Source organism: Nocardiopsis endophytica, assembly GCF_027706725.1.
In the GTDB taxonomy this organism is placed as follows: Bacteria; Actinomycetota; Actinomycetes; order Streptosporangiales; family Streptosporangiaceae; genus Nocardiopsis_A; species Nocardiopsis_A endophytica.
In genome coordinates this window covers 50,476-65,571 of the sequence record NZ_JAQFWQ010000007.1, presented here as the reverse complement: position 1 = coordinate 65,571, position 15,096 = coordinate 50,476, and the positions used below count along the sequence as shown (strand labels likewise).

The following is a 15,096-nucleotide window of genomic DNA, read 5'->3' as shown; positions in this document are numbered from 1 at the left end:
CACCTTCGGCGCGGACAGGGTTCCGGCGCCGGGGCCGGGCCGGGCTCCCCGTCACTGAGCCGCCGTCAGCCCCGATCAGTCCGTGTCAGTCCGCGCCGGTCCGCGCCGGTCCGCGCCGGTCGGCGGCGACGAGGGACGAGGCCGGTGGGCGCGGACGTCCACAGGGCGCCCGTCGGGGTCGCGGACCGTCATCGTCCACTGCGTGGGAAGGGTCTCGATCCGCCCGACCGGCCATCCGGCCTCCGAGAGCCGATCGCGGAGTTCGCGCAGCCGCGCATGCGTCCCCACGCGCAGCCCCCAGCCCGCCCTGCCCAGGGGATCGAGCGCGGTGGCGGGTGCGGCGGCCTCGACGATCATCAGGTGGTCGTCCCCGCCGACATCGAGGACCGCGACGCGGGGGTCGGACGGGGTCGCAGCGCGTTCGAATGCCCGCCCCGCTCCGAGGAGATCCGTGTAGAAGGCCACGAGACGGTCGACGTCGGTCGTGGACAGGGTCAGATGGTTGATTCCGAAGAGGTCGGCCATGGTGGCCCGACCCTATGGGGCCCCGGGCCGCGGGGCCAGGGGCGAGGGGGTCACAGCTCCTTGGCGAGCTCGACGAACTCCAGGTCGTCGCGGAGCGGGATGCCGAAGCGCTCGTCACCGTAGGGGAAGGGGGCGCTCTTGCCGGTCAGGGCGTAGCCGCAGCGCTCGTACCAGGCGATGAGCGCCTCGCGCTGGCGGATCACCAGCATGGTCATCCGCCGGGCACTCCACTCCCGGACGGCCTGGCGCTCGGCCTCGGTGAGGACCGCGCGGCCGAGCCCGCGCCCCTGGGCGAGGGGACTGACCGAGAACATGCCGAAGTAGGCGTCGCCCCCGTGGTCGCCGCGCAGCTCGCAGCAGGCCAGGAGGTCATCGGAGGCGGCGTCCTCGGCCAGGATCACGAGCGTGTCGGGGGAGGCGATCAGCTCGCCCACGTTCTCGGCGTCCACCCGCTGGCCGTCGAGGAGGTCGGCCTCGGTGGTCCAGCCCTTCTTGGCCTCTTCGCCCCGGTAGGCGGAGTTGACCAGGTCCACCACGGCCTTGACATCATCGTCGGCGGCCTGGCGGAGTCGCGCCCCGGCGACGGGCTCACTGAATCGGATGCCTTCGCGCATGTTCCCCCCAGACGTCCTCGGCGGCGGCCCCGCCGCAAATCGGGAGCGACCGGGGCGACCTGACAGGCCACAATGCTATGCCCGCCCGGGAGACGGCCGTGACGGCGGTGGGCGCCGCACCGGAACCGCGGTGGCGGGCGGCCGGGTGGCCGTCAGTCCCTCATGGAGCGGCCTGTGCGCATCGACCGCCTCGGCCAGCGAGGGCCCTGTGATGTAGGCGGTGGCCATCCACGGCCGGTGCGCATCGGCGTCGGCGTCGACCACCTCGGCGGTGAAGAAGCCCGTCACCTTGCGGGCCGCCCCGACCTCGCGTGCGAAACGGCGCCGGAACCCGGCGTCCTGGGGCAGTTCCGGCCGGATCATCTTGACCGCGACGGGGTGGCCGCCCGGGGAGCGCGCCAGGAACACCCGCCCCATGCCGCCGGCCCCGAGGTGGGCCTCCAACCGTTACCTGCTCGCGCTGCGCGGGTCGTCGCCCGCTGGCTCCTCCACCCGGCCTCCCGCCGTTCACGCGCCGTTCCCGTCCGGTCCACGGGCGCCGGGGCCCAGGTCTGCCACCTTCGAACCGGCCGGGTGCGGGGGCGTCCCGCCTCCGTGCAAGGGAGTTGAACGATAGCCCGAAGGGGCGTTCGGCGATAGCGCGCCCCCCGATGCGGTGGGGGCGGGACGAAAGCGCCACCGGCGAACGCTCGGTGCAGGCGGAGGCCTGTGCCCGCCGCGTCGGGGGCGCCCCGCACGGCCGTGCGGTAGAGTCGCTCCATATCGGGACCCGATATCGGAGTCCGATATCCCGCCCCTCGCCTCGCGGAGGAGGACCATGACCACGCCGCCGCCCCCTCCGGAGCCCCGTGAGACAGGACCTGTGAGCACCCGCGGCACCGTCCGGGAGGTCTTCGGGGCCTTCCTCGGGCTGGGACTGACCTCTTTCGGCGGGCCGGTGGCGCACCTGGGCTACTTCCACGACGCCTTCGTGGTGCGGCGCCGCTGGCTGGGCGAGCGCGAGTACACCGACCTGGTGGCCCTGTGCCAGTTCCTCCCCGGCCCCGCCTCCAGCCAGGTCGGCATGGCCCTGGGGCTGCGCCGCGCCGGGTACGCCGGGATGGCCGCCGCCTGGGTCGCCTTCACCCTGCCCTCGGCGGCGCTCATGGCCGCCTTCGCCCTGGGCGCCCAGGCGCTCGCGCCCGACCCGGGGGCGGGGTGGCTCCTCGGCCTCAAGGCGGCCGCCGTCGCGGTCGTCGCCCACGCGCTGTCGGGCATGGCCGCCAAACTCGCCACCGGGGTGCGCCGCGCCTCGGTCGCCCTGGGCGCCATGCTCCTCGTCCTGCTGCTGCCCTCGTCCCTGAGCCAGGTGGCGGCCATCGCCGCCGGGGCCGCCGCCGGGCTGCTCCTGCTGCGCGAGCCCTCCGGCTTGGACGGGACGGGCCGAGCAGACCCGGAGGAAGAGGAGGCCGGGACGGACGCCGGGAGCGGTGGGCCCGCGCCGGGCGCTACCCCGGTGCGGCGCCGCACCGCCGTAGGGTTCCTGGCCGCCTTCGCCGTCCTCCTGGCCGCGCTGCCCGCCCTGGCGGCGCTGTTCCCCTCCACCGCGCTCATGCTCGCCGACGGCTTCTACCGCGCCGGGGCCCTGGTGTTCGGCGGCGGGCACGTGGTCCTGCCGTTGCTGGAGTCCGAGGTCGTCGGCTCCGGCGCGGTCGACCGGGAGTCCTTCCTTGCGGGCTACGGCGCCGCGCAGGCCGTCCCCGGGCCGCTGTTCACATTCGCCGCCTACCTGGGCGCGCTGATCCCCGTCGCCGGGAGCCCCCTGCTGGGTGCGGCGGTGGCGCTGTTCGCGGTGTTCGCCCCCTCGACGCTGCTGGTGGCCGGGGCGCTGCCGTTCTGGGACCGGCTGCGCGCCGACCCCCGCGCCCGCGCCGCCGTGGCCGGGGCGGGCGCCGCGGTGGTGGGCATCCTCGCCGCGGCGCTGTACGACCCGGTGTTCACCGAAGGGGTGACCTCCGCGGCGACGATGGCGGTCGCGGCGGCGGCGTTCGTCGCCCTCGCGGTGTGGCGCGCCCCTGCCTGGGCTGTGGTGGTGGCGGCCGGGGCGGCGGGCCTCCTCCTGCTCTAGGGCGTGCTTCTCCGAGGCCTTTTTCTTGGAGGACTTTCGATCGGCGAGCGGCTGTCGCCCCCACTGCGCGGGCCTCGCCAGGTCGGCGCGGCGGGGGCCCGGGCTCCGTTCGCAGGACGGGGCGCGACGTTCATCCTGGTCGGCTGCTCGAGCGTTCCCGCGCAGCGAGCGCCGTTCGGCCCCCGCCGCGCGATGATCGCGAAGCGGCGCAGTAGGGGCGTGGCCGCGAGCCGAGAACGATCCGAGAGGCACGCCCTGGGGCGCCGGTCCGCCTACCCGGGGCCGGCGCACAGCTGGGAGGTCAAGGTGGCCAGGGCCCACTCCTCCCACCGCTCCGGCGACCAGCCGCGGTCGCGCACCAGCACCAGGTAGAGCTCGGGGCTGAGCAGGCCGTACATCACGTCCGCCGCCGTTTCGGCGTCGAGGCCGGGGCGGACGTCCGGCTTGCCGACCAGGGCTTCGGCGGCCGCGAACAGCACGGTGTAGCGCGGGTCGCGGTCGCGCGGCCACTGCGCGGCGATCTCGGGGTCGGTGGCCGCCGCGGTCGCGATCAGCGGCACGATCGGGGCGACCCGGCCCATGATCTCGCGGGTGCCGCGCAGGTGCGCGCGCAGCTGCCCGGCCGCGGTGGGCTCGGCGCACATCGAGCGGAACCACTCGCGGTCCATCGTGGCCACGGGCTCGGTGTCCCCGGCGATGGACGTGTCGACGACGTCCTTGAACAGCGTGCGCTTGTTCCGGAAGACGAAGTAGACGGTCTGGACGGCCACGCCCGCCCGGTCCGCGACCTCCTGCAGGCTCGTCGCCCCGTACCCCTGCGCGATGAAGAGCTCGCGCGCCGCCGCGATGACCTTCTCGCGGGTGCGGCGCGACCGCTCGGCGCGCTTGTCCGGCCCCTTGACTCCATCCATGATCTGAGTCTAACTCTAGAGTGCAACTCTAATAAGGAGGAGCCATGACCCGGAACACCCCTCACCGGCCCGACCAGGAAGAGGCGGCCGTCCGCCGCGCGCTGCAGGACTTCTACGACGCGGGCAGGCCGCCGTGGGACACCGGAGTGACACCGCCCGAGCTGGTCGCCCTGGTCGAGGGGGACGGCGCGCCGCCGCCCGGCCGCGCCCTCGAACTCGGCTGCGGCACCGGGACCAACGCCGTCTACCTCGCCCGCCACGGCTGGGAGGTGACCGCCTTGGACCTGGTCTCCGACGCCGTCGATGCGGCCAGGGAGAAGGCCGAGGCCGCCGGGACGCCGATCCGGCTTCTGTACGGCGACGCGACCCGCCTCGACGAGCTGGACGCGCCCGGCCCCTTCGACCTGTTCTTCGACCTGAGCTGCTACTGCGGGATCCCGCTGCACCGCCGCGACGCCTACGCCGACGGGCTCACCCGCCGCGCCGCCCCCGGGGCGCTGCTGCTGATGTTCGGGTTCGGCCCCGGAGGGCTGGACGGGCCCTACGCGGGCTTCGCCCCCGCGTCGTGGGCGGAGGGCATCACGGCCGACGAGCTGCGCGCACGGTTCGCCGGGTGGGAGATGGTCGACGTCACGCCGGGCACCAACGAGGTGCCCACCTTCTGGTTCACGCTGCGCCGCGACGCCTAGAGGACCGGCCCGACGCCTTCGCCGGGCCCCACGGCGGCCGCGCCCCGGCTCATTCCGGGACCTCGGCCCCCAGCACCTCGCGTGCCAGCTCGCGCAGGGCGGCGCGGTCCTCGGCCAGGACCCGCCGCCCCTGCTCGGTCGCGGCGTACACGCGCCGGGTGCGCCCCTCCACCACGCGCTGCTCGGACACCAGCAGCCCGTCGGCCTCGAGGCGGTGCAGCGTCGGGTACAGGGTCCCCGGGCTGATGTCGTAGCCGTGCGCGGCCAGCTCCCGCGTCATCCAGGCGCCGTGGATCTCCCCCTCGGCGGCGTGGTGCAGGATGTGCAGCCGCACCGCCCCCCGGATGAAGTCGCGCATCCCTCGCCTCCTCGCCCACGGGTCTGCCCGCACCCTATGTCACGGAGCCGATATCGGGCGCCGATACCCGCCCGCACGCTACCGCTCTTCCGGAGCGCCCCCTCCGCCTCCCTGGGGGCCGTACAGGGCGGCCAGCTCCGCGGCCCCCTCGGCGATCACCTCGCGCGCGCTGTGCGGCGCCGACACCCGCACATCGGCGCCGAACTGCAACAGCTGGCGGGCGGCCCGCGCCTCCGGGTAGGCCAGCACCGCCCCGCACCACTCGGCGCCCGCTTCCGGCTCGGGCGGCTCCTCCAGGAAAGGGCCGACGATGCGGGTGAACAGCGCCGCCTTGGACGCGCGCACGCGGACGTGCACCCTCACCCCCTCGGGGCGGCGCTCCACCTGCCCGCGCAGCTCCTCCCACACCGCCACCGGATCCTGCCCCGGGCGCCTGCGCACCGGCTCGTCGAGCTCCTGGGCCCACAGCACGCGGTCGGCACGGAACAGGCGCGGCTCCCCCGCCACGTCGGCCACCAGGTACCAGACCCCGGCCTTGGCCACCAGCGCGTAGGGGTCGGCGGTGTACTCGGCCTCGCGCCCGCCGCCGTGCCGGTAGCCCAGGAGCAGCCGCCGGTCGCCGAAGAGCGCCCCCTTCAGCACGCCCAGGTCGGCGTCGGCCCGCGGGCCGCTGCGCCAGCGCTCGGCCTCGACGATGATGCGCCTGCTCATCTGCTCGGCGGCGGGCCGGTGCGGCGCCGGGAGGGCCGCCATGACCTTGCGCAGCGCCGACCCCAGCGCCCCGTCCAGCCCCAGGGCGCCGTGCGCGCCGCCGGAGGCCAGCACGAACAGGGCCTGGGCCTCGGGGGCGGTCAGCCCGCTCACGTCGGTGCGGAACCCCGGCAGCAGCGCGATGCCGCCGCGCCGCCCGCGCTCGGCATAGACCGGCACCCCGGCGGCCGAGAGCGCCTCGACGTCGCGGTGGACCGTGCGCACCGACACCTCCAGGCGCTCGGCCAGCTCGCCGGCGGTCACACGGGAGCGGGTCTGCAACAGCAGCAGGATCGAAAGCAGCCGGTCGGACTTCATTCCTCCATGGTGGCCGAAAAACATGACGGCAAGTGTCAAGTTTTGCCGGGATGCTCCCCATGGCAGCCGGCCCCGCAGGCGGGGACCGGACAGGATCCACGAAGGGACGGGGAAATGAGCGGGACGACCACCATCACCGGCGCGCCGGCCGGGGACGTGCGGGCGCTGGCCGCCGCGGTGCGCGGACCGGTACTACTGGCCGGGGACGAGGGCTTCGACACCGAGTGCGCCAACTTCCAGACCTCGGTGCCGCACCGGCCCCGCGTGGCCGTAGGGGCGGCGCACGAAGAGGACGTGCGCCTGGCCGTGGCCTTCGCCGCCGAGCACGGGATGAAGGCGGCCGTGCAGGGCACCGGCCACGGCCCGGGCGTCCCCGCCGGCGGCGGCCTGCTCGTCACCACGCGCCGCATGGACCAGGTGAGCATCGACCCGCACCGGCGCACCGCCCGCATCCAGGCGGGCGCGCGCTGGGGCGCGGTGGCCAGGGCGGCGGGCGAGCACGGCCTGGCCGCGCTCAGCGGGTCGGCCCCGCACGTGGGCGCGGTGGGCTACCTGCTGGGCGGAGGGCTGCCGCTGCTGGGGCGCACCTTCGGGTGGGCGGCCGACCGGGTGCGGTCGGTGCGGGCCGTCACCGCCGACGGGCGCCTGCGCACACTCACCCCTGAGGACGACCCGGACCTGCTGCGAGGGCTGCTGGGCGGGCGCGGCGGCCTGGCGGCCGTGACCGAGGTGGAGACCGGGCTGGTGGAGCTGGAGCGCATCTTCGGCGGCGGGTTCTACGTCGACGCCGCCGACCCGGCCGCGGCCTACGGCGCCTACACCGACTGGACGCACGGCCTGCCGCCCGAGATGAACTCCTCGGCCGCCGTGATCCCCGTCCCGGACACGCCCGGGGTGCCCGAGGCGATCGCCGGGCGCACCATCATGCACGTGCGCATCGCCTACACCGGGCGGGCCGAGCGGGGGCGGGAGCTGGTGGACCGCCTCGACGCCGGGCCGGTGCTGATGGGCGGGCTGCGGGAGATGCCCGCGAGCGAGTCCGGCAGCGTGCACGCCGAGCCGGACGCGCCGGTGGCCTGGTTCGGGGACACGCGTGTGGTGCGGAACCTGCCGGGAGAGGCACTGGGCGTCCTGGGCCGCGCCGTCGAGCCGGGGCCGGGCGGGCCGGTGATCACCGAGGTGCGGCACATGGGAGGTGCGCTGGAGGGGCCGGGGCAGGCGATGGTGGGCCACCGGCAGGCGGCCTACTTCGCCAATGTGCTGACCATGCCGGGCGAGAGGGTCGACCCGCGGGCGGCGCGCCGCGCGCGGGAGGCCGCCGACGCGCTGGGCCCCTGGTCGCTGGGGCGCCTGCCCACCTTCCTGCCGAGCGGAGAGCTGAGCACACCGGAGGTCGTGCGCAGCGCCTACACGGATGAGGATGTGGCCCTGCTCCGGCGCCTGAAGGCCGAACACGACCCGGCCGACGTCTTCGCCTTCGGCCACCGCGTGGACTGAGGGGCAAGCCGGCTTGTGGCGCGGGGGCGCATCGTCGCCCCTGCGCGGTCACGCCTTCCCGGGTGATTCTCCTTCTGCGCCCGGCTCGGCGACATAGGTGCCGCGCTGGGGTACGACGAACAGCACACCCTCATCGACCAGCAGTTTGATCGTCCGCCGCACCGTGGTGCGCGCCAGACCGTACTCCTGGACCAGCCGGGCCTCAGAAGGGATCGGCCGGTTCGGAGACCAGTCCCCGCGCTCGATCCTGGCCCGCAGGATGTCACCGAGCTGGCGGTAGGGCGTGACCGGGTGCTCGTAGTCGATCTGGTCATCGGGACCGAATTCCATAACCACGAGGTTAGAAGTCTGTCGACCAACGGCTTCAAAGAGATACGTCTGAGGACGTACAGATACCAGTTCGGCTATGATCGCGAGCCATAAGACGACCCCGGCGACGGCGGCAACCGTCCCGGGGCATGGCCACCAGCTGCAATGGAGCTGATGACAAGTGAAGACTAGCGATCGCCCTCGGCGCACCGCGACCCGTGTGCGCCCCTATGTCCGTGCTCTGGAGCGCCGTCGCGCGGCCGACGAGCGCCGTTTCCGCCTCTTCGCCGACCGGGCGGTGTCCCGGTGAGCACCCGGCGCGACCCGGTGCTCGCGCTCCTGCGCCGCTACTACGGTGACCGGTGGTCGATCCGGCGGGCAGGCAGCCTGTGGGTGGCCGTCGCCAACGATCCCGAGGCCGACCACGCCCCCACCGTCGTCCAGCCGGACATCGACGCCTTCCTCGCCGACCTAGAGGATCCGCCGCGTCGTGCAGGCTCGGCACGCTCCCTGCTGTCGGCCGAATACTTCTCCCAGCGCTGCACGGAGGTCGAAGACGGCGTCTGGTACCTCAAGGGCCGCCCCGAGGACTGATGTGTGGGGCGGCTCCTCCGGGCTCTGGCGATCCCGGCGCGTTCATCGAGGTCGCCGCCCAGGCCGGCCGGGCGCTTACCTCGCACGTAATCGACACCCCTACCGGCGCTCGCGATGCTCGAGGGGCGACATCGGAAACGCCCCGAAAGGAGGCCGACATGGCCTCGAACACCGCCCGCTCCCCCATCGCCTCCGGCGCCTCCGGCCATGCCGGGACGCCCGCCGTCCGGCTGGCCCTGCGCGTGGACGCCCTGGCATGCGCCGCCACCGGCGCGCTCCTCGCCGCCGCATCCCCCTGGCTCACCGGCCTGCTCGGCTACCCGGTGCCCTTCCTCGCCGGGGTCGGCCTCTTCCTGGTGGCCTTCGCCGGGTTCCTGGCCCGGCTCGCCGCCCGCGACCGGGTCGCCCCGTCGGCCGTGCGGTTCGTCGTCGCCTTCAACGCCGCCTGGATCATCGCCAGCGCGCTCCTGGCGCTCAGCGGCGCCATGGGCCCCACCCTCCTGGGGGCGGCCGCCGTCGCCCTCCAAGCCGCGGCCCTGGCCCCCATCACCGTCGCCGAGGCCCTCACCCTGCGCCGCGCCCGGTGACCCCGCCCTCCGTGCATACTGCGACCGGCGGCGCGCACACGGCGCGCCGCCCGGGAGGGGGAACGGTGGACGGGGTCCGAGCGCGCGCCACGCAGCCCGTGGGAGACATCCTCAAGCAGTGGCGCACCCGCAGGCGCGTCAGCCAGCTGGAGCTGTCGATCAAGGCCGAGGTGTCGGCCCGCCACCTGAGCTTCCTGGAGACCGGGCGCTCCCACCCAAGCCGGGCGATGCTCCTGCGCCTGGGCGAGCACCTGGAGGTCCCCCTGCGCGAGCGCAACCGGCTGCTGCTGGCCGGAGGGTACGCCCCCGAGTTCGGCGAGACCCCCTTGGAGGGGGCCGGCATGGCGCCCGTGCGCGAGGCGGTGCGCCAGGTGCTCGCCGGGCACGAGCCCTACCCGGCCGTGGTGGTGGACCGCTCCTGGGACATGGTGGAGGCCAACGCCGCCGTCGCGGCCATGCTCGACGGCGTCGCCGAGCACCTGCTGGAGCCCCCGGTCAACGTCCTGCGGCTGAGCCTGCACCCCGAGGGCATGGCGCCGCGCATCGCCAACCTGGAGCAGTGGCGCGCCCACCTGCTCCACCGGTTGCACGGGCAGGTGGAGTGGAGCGGCGACGCGGCGCTGGGCGAGCTGTACCGGGAGCTGGAGGCCTACCCGCGCACCGGCACCGGCGGGCAGGGGGCGGACGCGCCCCCGGGCCCCACTCCCATCGCGATCCCGCTGCGCCTGCGCACCCAGGGCGGCGGCGAGCTGTCGTTCATCAGCACCGTCGCCACCTTCGGGACACCCCTGGACGTGACCGTCGCCGAACTGGTCATCGAGTCGTTCTACCCGGCCGACCGCGCCACCGCCCAGGCATTGGGGGCCCGCGCCCAGGCCCGTTCCGCGTGAGCGGGCCTCAGGTCACGCAGAACTCGTTGCCCTCCGGGTCCTGCATCACCACCGCGTAGTAGGCCGCGTCGGGGAGGTCCATCACCCGCAGCGTGCGGGCCCCGAGCCCGGTGAGGCGCTCGGCCTCGGCCCCGACCCGGCCGCGCCGGCCGGCATAGGGCGCCGACCGCCCGCCGCCGACGCGCAGGTCCAGGTGCAGCCGGTTCTTGACCGCCTTGGCCTCAGGCACGACCTGGAACCACACCCGCGGCCCCACCCCGTCGGGGTCGACGATGGACTCGGGCTCCTCCCCCGCGCCCGGCGGGAGCTCCTCCTCGGGCACGCCCGAGGAGAGCCAGTACTCGCGCCAGGTGGCGTGGCCGTCCGGGGCGGGCTCGGGCACGTACCCCAGGGCCGCGCACCAGAACTCCACGAGGAGCCGCGGGTCCGCGCAGTCGATCGTCAGTTGCAGCGTCGTCCTCATGGCCGCACCCTCCCACCGGCCGCCGACACGTCTCGGCCGAAGACCTCTCACTTCCCCGGGTAGACGCGCAGGCGTCCTTCGCGGTCCCATTCCCGTGTGCGGAGGGAGGGCCGATGGCCGAGGGAACCGTCCGGTGGTTCGACGACGTACAGGGCTACGGGTTCATCACCCCTGACGGAGGCAGTCGCGACCTGCGCGTCGACGCCTCCGAGGTCCAGACGAACGGGTACAAGACCCTGGAGGTCGGCTGGCGTGTGTCGTTCGACGTCACCTACGGCGGCCAGGGCCCGCAGGCGACCTTCGTCACCCCGCTGGGCGAATACGCATCGGATGTGACTCCTGCGGCCCAGGCGTCCCCCGAATCCCCACCGGGCACGTGGGCGGGCTACCTCGTCGGCCTGCTCGCACTGGCCGCCCTGGTGGCCCTCATCGCCTTCGTCGCCGTGGAGGTCCTGGGCGGGTAGGGCCGTCAGCGAGGGGTCCGGCGCCGGCGGTCCACGGCCCACAGCACCACCACGCCCAGGGCCGCCGTCGCCCCCAGCGCCACGACGCCGTTCCAGCCCCACGCGCCCCACAGGCTCCCGGCCACGCCCGCCCCGAGGGCCCCGCCGCCGAAGAACACCGTCATGAAGATCGAATTGACCCGGTTGCGCACGTCGGGCCGCAGCGCGAACAGCACGTTCTGGGAGCTGTTGAGCACGAGCGCCTGCCCCACGTCGGCCAGCAGCAGCCCGGCCACCAACAACGGCAGCGCCTCAGCGGCGCCGGACAGCACCGCCCAGGCGGCGGCAATGGCCGCCGCCCCGGCCGCGGTCACCGCTCGCACATGCCCGCCGTCGGCCAGGCGACCCGCGACCTGCGTGGCCACCGGCCCGGCCGCCGCCAGCAGACCGAACAGGCCGATGGCGCTGGTCGACCACCCGTAGGCCGGGCCGCCCAGCAGCAGCGCCAACCCGGTCCACATCCCCATGTACCCGGCCGAGGACAGCGCCGCCATGGACGCGCGCACCCCCAGCACCGGCTCACGCGCCAGCAGCCCCACGGTGGAGGCAAGAAGCGCCGGGTAGCCGGGGCGCCCGTGGTCGGGTTCGGCGGGAACCGAACGCGGCATCGCCAGGCGCAGGGCGGCCGCGACCGCCGCCAGCAGCACGGCGGCCGTCCAGTAAGGCGCCGTCCAGCCGCCGACCTCGGCCAGCGCGCCGGAGACCACGCGGGCCAGCAGCACGCCGGTCAGCAGGCCCGACATCATCGCCCCCACAACGCGCCCCCGGTCGACCGGCGCGGCCATCCCGGCGCCGGTTCCCACCAGCACCTGCGCGGCGGCCGAGGCGAAGGCGGTGGCCACGGTGGTGGCCAGCAGGACCGGGAGCGAAGGCGCGGCCGCCGAGGCGGCCAGGCCCACGGCGGCGGCCGCCAACAGGCCTACGGCCAGGCGGCGCCGCTCGACGATGTCGGCCAGCGGCACCACCAGCAGCAGTCCGGCGCCGTACCCGGCCTGGGCGGCGGTGACGATCAGCGCCGCCGCCGCGGGGGTGGTGCCCAGCGCCCCGGAGACGCGCTCCAGAAGCGGGTGGGCCAGGTAGTTCCCGGCCACGGCCAGGCCGGTGGCCACCGACATCAGGAACAGCAGCCCGCGGCCGACGCCGGGGGTGCCCGGGCCGGACGCGGCGGGACCGGTGGCCCCGCCGGGGGCCGCGGAAGGGGTATCACGCGATGTCGTCATGGATTCAGCGTCGTGGCGCCCCGACCGATCTGTCCAACACATTGTTCTCATCGGATCGATGAACGACTACGATCGATCAGGTGGAGCTGCAACAGATGCGCTATGTCGTCGCGGTCGCCGAGGAGCACAACTTCACCCGCGCCGCCGAGCGGTGCCGTGTCGTCCAGTCCGCGCTGAGCCACCAGGTCGCCCGCCTGGAGCGGGAGCTGGGGACGCGCCTGTTCGAGCGCACCAGCAGGCGCGTGCGCCTGACACCGGCCGGAGAGGCGTTCCTGCCCGGGGCACGGCAGGCGCTGGAGGCCGCCGACCGCGCACGGGCCGAGGCCGGGGCCGCCGCCGGCGAGTGCCGCGGCAGGCTGCACCTGGGCGCCATCCCCACCGTCACCGCGGTGGACCTGCCCGCGCTGCTGGGGCGCTTCCGCGAGCGCTACCCCAAGGTGTGGGTGGCGCTGCGCACCATCGGCAGCGAGGTGATGATCGACCAGGTGCGCAGGGGCGACCTCGACGCCGCCCTGCTGGGGGTGCCCATCGACATGCAGGTCCCGGGGCTGCGCGTGCGCGAGCTGGCCACCAACCGTCTCGTGGCCATCGTCGCCCCCGGCCACCCGCTGGCCGGGCGGGGGCGCGCGGAGCTGCGGGAGGTGGCCGCCGAGCTGTTCATCGACTTCCCCGCGGGATCGGCCGGGCGCGCCCAGTCCGACCAGGCCTTCGCCGCCGCCGGGCTGCACCGCGAGGTCGCCTTCGAGGTGTCGGGCGCCGACACGATGGTGCGCCTGGTCCGCGAGGGCGTGGGGGTGGGGATGCTGCCCGAGCCCTACGTCCCCGGGCTGGAAGGGGTGGTGGCGGTCGCGGTGTCCGACGCGCCGGTGCGGGCCGAGCGCCTGGTGTGGGGGCCGATGCCGCCGTCCCCGGCCGCGGCGGCGTTCCTGGCGATGCTGGAGGAGGCCCTCGACGGCGGATGACGTCCGCCGCCGGAGGGCGCTCCCAGGGCGGCGACCTCCTGCTGCGGTCGGCTCCCCCGGGGATCATCCGTCCGCCGCTGAAGTCGTCGGTGCCGGCGACCCTGCGGGCGGTGGCCGGCGGGTGCCGGTAGGGCGGCACCGCCACGGTCGTGCGCCGACCCCACCCACGAGGTCCGCCCGGTCGGCCCGCCGTTGAATCCACGACCGGCGACTTGCCCTTCGGGGGGATGGCATTCGGGCGCCCGCCAAGGGCGGTCGCGGCGGACGAGAGTCCCACCGCTCCAGCGGACACCTTTCCCGACGGCGGGCCCCAGGGGGCCAGCAGGTCGGACACGGTCCGCGCCGACGGCTCACCGCCTCAGTGCGCCATCCGGCGGCGGTGGTCCTCCATCATGGTGTCGAGGCGTTCGCGCAGAAGTGGGCGGCCGAGGTCGTCGTAGGCGCGCGCCCACATGGGGTACAGGTCCGGCAGGCGCGACACGTCCTCGTGGTAGGCGGCGGTGAGCCCCAGAAGGGCGCTGGCCGGGCGGCCCCTGTCGAGCATCCGGGAGGCGTCGGCCGCGACGGCGTCCGTGTCCCCAATGAAGGCCGGGTACTCGTCGGCGAAGGCGTCCTCGGGCGCCAGGACGCCGATCCCGATGCCGGACGGGTCGGGTTCGTGGCGCCACCCGCTCGGCGGCGCGAGGTCCAGGGGGACGGCCGGGTCCGTACCGTACTGGGCCGTGGGCACGATCCCGAGCTCGGCCGCCAGGCGCTCCAGCCGGGCCCGGTGGCGGCCCCCTTCGCCGCCCAGGGCGGGAGCGAGCAGGAAGGCCAGGCCCTCCAGGGTGTTCCGGCCGACGATGCCCGGTTCCTTGTGCCCGAAGGAGGCGACGGGGTGGTCGGTGCGTCCGAGCTCCGGCGCGGCCACCACCCACCCGACGCAGGTGCCGTTGCCGAGGTCGGCGAAGGGCAGCAGCTCCGGCACGGACATGAAGGGGACATGGTGCCTGCGGAACGCCTCCCCCGCGTAGCAGTACTCCCACCCCTCCGGCGCGAGGGGCGCCTCGCACAGGTCGAAGGGCAGGGCGGAGCAGGTCTGCACGCGCGGAGCGTCGTACAGGCCCTCTTCGAACAGGTCCGTGGCGAGGAACCCCTCCTCCCAGGCGAGGTCGACCACTATGGCGAGCGCGGGCGGCGTGGGGAAGGGGAACAGGTCGTCGGCCCAGCGGGGGCGTGGCGTCATGGGGAAAGAGTGTGGCAGCCGCGAACGACAGGCGCCCCCGCGCGCGGCCCACGGGGCGGCGCCGCGGCCTTCAGGAGCGGCCGTCCGTGCGCACCACCCGGTCGGCGGCGGGGTCGAAGCGCAGCACCGGGGCCGCCCCGCCGCCCTCGGGCGCCATCAGGACGGGCCGTCGCAGGCGGCGGCCGATGGCGCCAAGGAACCCGCACAGGGCGTCCAGCGACTCCTGGCCGCGGATCTCGCGCACGTCGATGTCGAAGTCGACGTCCTCTTCGGACTCGAAGCGGAAGACGGCGAGCAGCCCCTCGGCGGGCCACACGCGAAGCTCCGGCCAGCGCGCGGCGGTCCTGCGTGCCAGCGCCGTGCGCGCCGAAGGCAGGGGCGCCGCGGAGCCGTCCTCGGCGTAGCGGTGCCGCCACCCGCGCTCGACGACCAGTTCCAGCAGTGCCTGCCAGCCGTCGGCCGTGGCACCGGGCACCCTCAGGTCGGGGAGCGGCCCGGCCGTCTCGCCGTCGAACAGGTCCTCGACGCCTTCCCAGAGCAGGTCGGCCATGCGGCCATGGTCCCATCCGCCGCC

20 protein-coding genes are annotated in these 15,096 nt (G+C 75.1%); 9 read left to right on the top strand and 11 right to left on the bottom strand.

The window, feature by feature from the left end:
* Positions 1 to 75: 75 nt before the first annotated feature.
* From O4J56_RS04170 to O4J56_RS04160, 3 genes are all read right to left on the bottom strand, one after another.
* A complete protein-coding gene (locus O4J56_RS04170) occupies positions 76 to 525 on the bottom strand; it encodes a VOC family protein (protein ID WP_270683731.1) in 450 nt (149 codons plus the stop codon).
* A 50-nt stretch (positions 526 to 575) separates the two neighbouring features.
* Positions 576 to 1,139, bottom strand: a complete 564-nt coding sequence (locus O4J56_RS04165; RefSeq protein ID WP_270683730.1) for a GNAT family N-acetyltransferase — start codon at positions 1,137 to 1,139, stop codon at positions 576 to 578.
* Positions 1,140 to 1,214: 75 nt separating this feature from the next.
* Positions 1,215 to 1,583, bottom strand: coding sequence for a protein kinase family protein (locus O4J56_RS04160; protein WP_270683729.1), 369 nt, complete (start codon positions 1,581 to 1,583; stop codon positions 1,215 to 1,217).
* 373 nt (positions 1,584 to 1,956) lie between these two features.
* Here O4J56_RS04160 and chrA point away from each other — a divergent pair, with 373 nt between their 5' ends.
* Positions 1,957 to 3,246, top strand: a complete 1,290-nt coding sequence (gene chrA / locus O4J56_RS04155) for a chromate efflux transporter (protein ID WP_270683728.1) — start codon at positions 1,957 to 1,959, stop codon at positions 3,244 to 3,246.
* A gap of 272 nt (positions 3,247 to 3,518) precedes the next feature.
* On the opposite strand, the gene O4J56_RS04150 is transcribed toward chrA, so the two are convergent.
* Entirely contained in the window at positions 3,519 to 4,157 is a 639-nt protein-coding gene (locus O4J56_RS04150) for a TetR/AcrR family transcriptional regulator (protein ID WP_270683727.1), read from the bottom strand.
* Between the two features lie 44 nt (positions 4,158 to 4,201).
* Between O4J56_RS04150 and O4J56_RS04145 the strand changes: the two genes are divergently transcribed.
* Entirely contained in the window at positions 4,202 to 4,846 is a 645-nt protein-coding gene (locus O4J56_RS04145) for a class I SAM-dependent methyltransferase (RefSeq protein WP_270683726.1), read from the top strand.
* Between the two features lie 49 nt (positions 4,847 to 4,895).
* Here O4J56_RS04145 and O4J56_RS04140 read toward each other — a convergent pair whose 3' ends face one another.
* Both O4J56_RS04140 and O4J56_RS04135 read right to left on the bottom strand, forming a co-directional pair.
* Positions 4,896 to 5,204, bottom strand: a complete 309-nt coding sequence (locus O4J56_RS04140) for a PadR family transcriptional regulator (RefSeq protein WP_270683725.1) — start codon at positions 5,202 to 5,204, stop codon at positions 4,896 to 4,898.
* 78 nt (positions 5,205 to 5,282) lie between these two features.
* Entirely contained in the window at positions 5,283 to 6,272 is a 990-nt protein-coding gene (locus O4J56_RS04135; protein ID WP_270683724.1) for a helix-turn-helix transcriptional regulator, read from the bottom strand.
* Between the two features lie 114 nt (positions 6,273 to 6,386).
* Here O4J56_RS04135 and O4J56_RS04130 point away from each other — a divergent pair, with 114 nt between their 5' ends.
* Positions 6,387 to 7,769 (top strand): FAD-binding oxidoreductase, encoded by a 1,383-nt coding sequence (locus O4J56_RS04130; RefSeq protein WP_270683723.1) that lies wholly within the window; start codon positions 6,387 to 6,389, stop codon positions 7,767 to 7,769.
* Between the two features lie 48 nt (positions 7,770 to 7,817).
* On the opposite strand, the gene O4J56_RS04125 is transcribed toward O4J56_RS04130, so the two are convergent.
* On the bottom strand, positions 7,818 to 8,099 hold the full coding sequence (locus tag O4J56_RS04125; RefSeq protein WP_270683722.1) for a GntR family transcriptional regulator: 282 nt from the start codon (positions 8,097 to 8,099) through the stop codon (positions 7,818 to 7,820).
* Between the two features lie 285 nt (positions 8,100 to 8,384).
* Between O4J56_RS04125 and O4J56_RS04120 the strand changes: the two genes are divergently transcribed.
* The 3 genes from O4J56_RS04120 (at position 8,385) to O4J56_RS04110 (ending at position 10,149) form a co-directional block, all read left to right on the top strand.
* Positions 8,385 to 8,672 (top strand): hypothetical protein, encoded by a 288-nt coding sequence (locus O4J56_RS04120; RefSeq protein WP_270683721.1) that lies wholly within the window; start codon positions 8,385 to 8,387, stop codon positions 8,670 to 8,672.
* A 158-nt stretch (positions 8,673 to 8,830) separates the two neighbouring features.
* The gene (locus O4J56_RS04115) at positions 8,831 to 9,259 is read left to right on the top strand and encodes a hypothetical protein (protein WP_270683720.1); all 429 of its coding nucleotides are present in this window, start codon (positions 8,831 to 8,833) and stop codon (positions 9,257 to 9,259) included.
* A gap of 65 nt (positions 9,260 to 9,324) precedes the next feature.
* The gene (locus O4J56_RS04110) at positions 9,325 to 10,149 is read left to right on the top strand and encodes a helix-turn-helix domain-containing protein (protein WP_270683719.1); all 825 of its coding nucleotides are present in this window, start codon (positions 9,325 to 9,327) and stop codon (positions 10,147 to 10,149) included.
* 7 nt (positions 10,150 to 10,156) lie between these two features.
* On the opposite strand, the gene O4J56_RS04105 is transcribed toward O4J56_RS04110, so the two are convergent.
* Complete coding sequence (locus O4J56_RS04105) at positions 10,157 to 10,612, bottom strand: VOC family protein (RefSeq protein ID WP_270683718.1); 456 nt, start codon at positions 10,610 to 10,612, stop codon at positions 10,157 to 10,159.
* A 113-nt stretch (positions 10,613 to 10,725) separates the two neighbouring features.
* Here O4J56_RS04105 and O4J56_RS32195 point away from each other — a divergent pair, with 113 nt between their 5' ends.
* Positions 10,726 to 11,076, top strand: coding sequence for a cold shock domain-containing protein (locus tag O4J56_RS32195; RefSeq protein ID WP_456299792.1), 351 nt, complete (start codon positions 10,726 to 10,728; stop codon positions 11,074 to 11,076).
* A gap of 5 nt (positions 11,077 to 11,081) precedes the next feature.
* Here O4J56_RS32195 and O4J56_RS04095 read toward each other — a convergent pair whose 3' ends face one another.
* Positions 11,082 to 12,335: an MFS transporter gene (locus O4J56_RS04095; RefSeq protein ID WP_270683717.1), complete on the bottom strand. Its 1,254-nt coding sequence runs from the start codon at positions 12,333 to 12,335 to the stop codon at positions 11,082 to 11,084.
* 80 nt (positions 12,336 to 12,415) lie between these two features.
* On the opposite strand from O4J56_RS04095, the gene O4J56_RS04090 reads away from it, so the two are divergent.
* Both O4J56_RS04090 and O4J56_RS04085 read left to right on the top strand, forming a co-directional pair.
* On the top strand, positions 12,416 to 13,297 hold the full coding sequence (locus O4J56_RS04090; RefSeq protein ID WP_270683716.1) for a LysR family transcriptional regulator: 882 nt from the start codon (positions 12,416 to 12,418) through the stop codon (positions 13,295 to 13,297).
* Positions 13,294 to 13,428: a hypothetical protein gene (locus O4J56_RS04085; protein ID WP_270683715.1), complete on the top strand. Its 135-nt coding sequence runs from the start codon at positions 13,294 to 13,296 to the stop codon at positions 13,426 to 13,428. Before O4J56_RS04090 ends, O4J56_RS04085 begins: the two co-directional genes overlap by 4 nt.
* A 227-nt stretch (positions 13,429 to 13,655) precedes the next feature.
* Here the strand turns inward: O4J56_RS04085 and O4J56_RS04080 are convergent, their stop codons facing one another.
* Both O4J56_RS04080 and O4J56_RS04075 read right to left on the bottom strand, forming a co-directional pair.
* Positions 13,656 to 14,522 (bottom strand): hypothetical protein, encoded by an 867-nt coding sequence (locus O4J56_RS04080; protein ID WP_270683714.1) that lies wholly within the window; start codon positions 14,520 to 14,522, stop codon positions 13,656 to 13,658.
* 70 nt (positions 14,523 to 14,592) lie between these two features.
* Positions 14,593 to 15,072, bottom strand: coding sequence for a hypothetical protein (locus O4J56_RS04075; RefSeq protein WP_270683713.1), 480 nt, complete (start codon positions 15,070 to 15,072; stop codon positions 14,593 to 14,595).
* Positions 15,073 to 15,096: the final 24 nt, after the last annotated feature.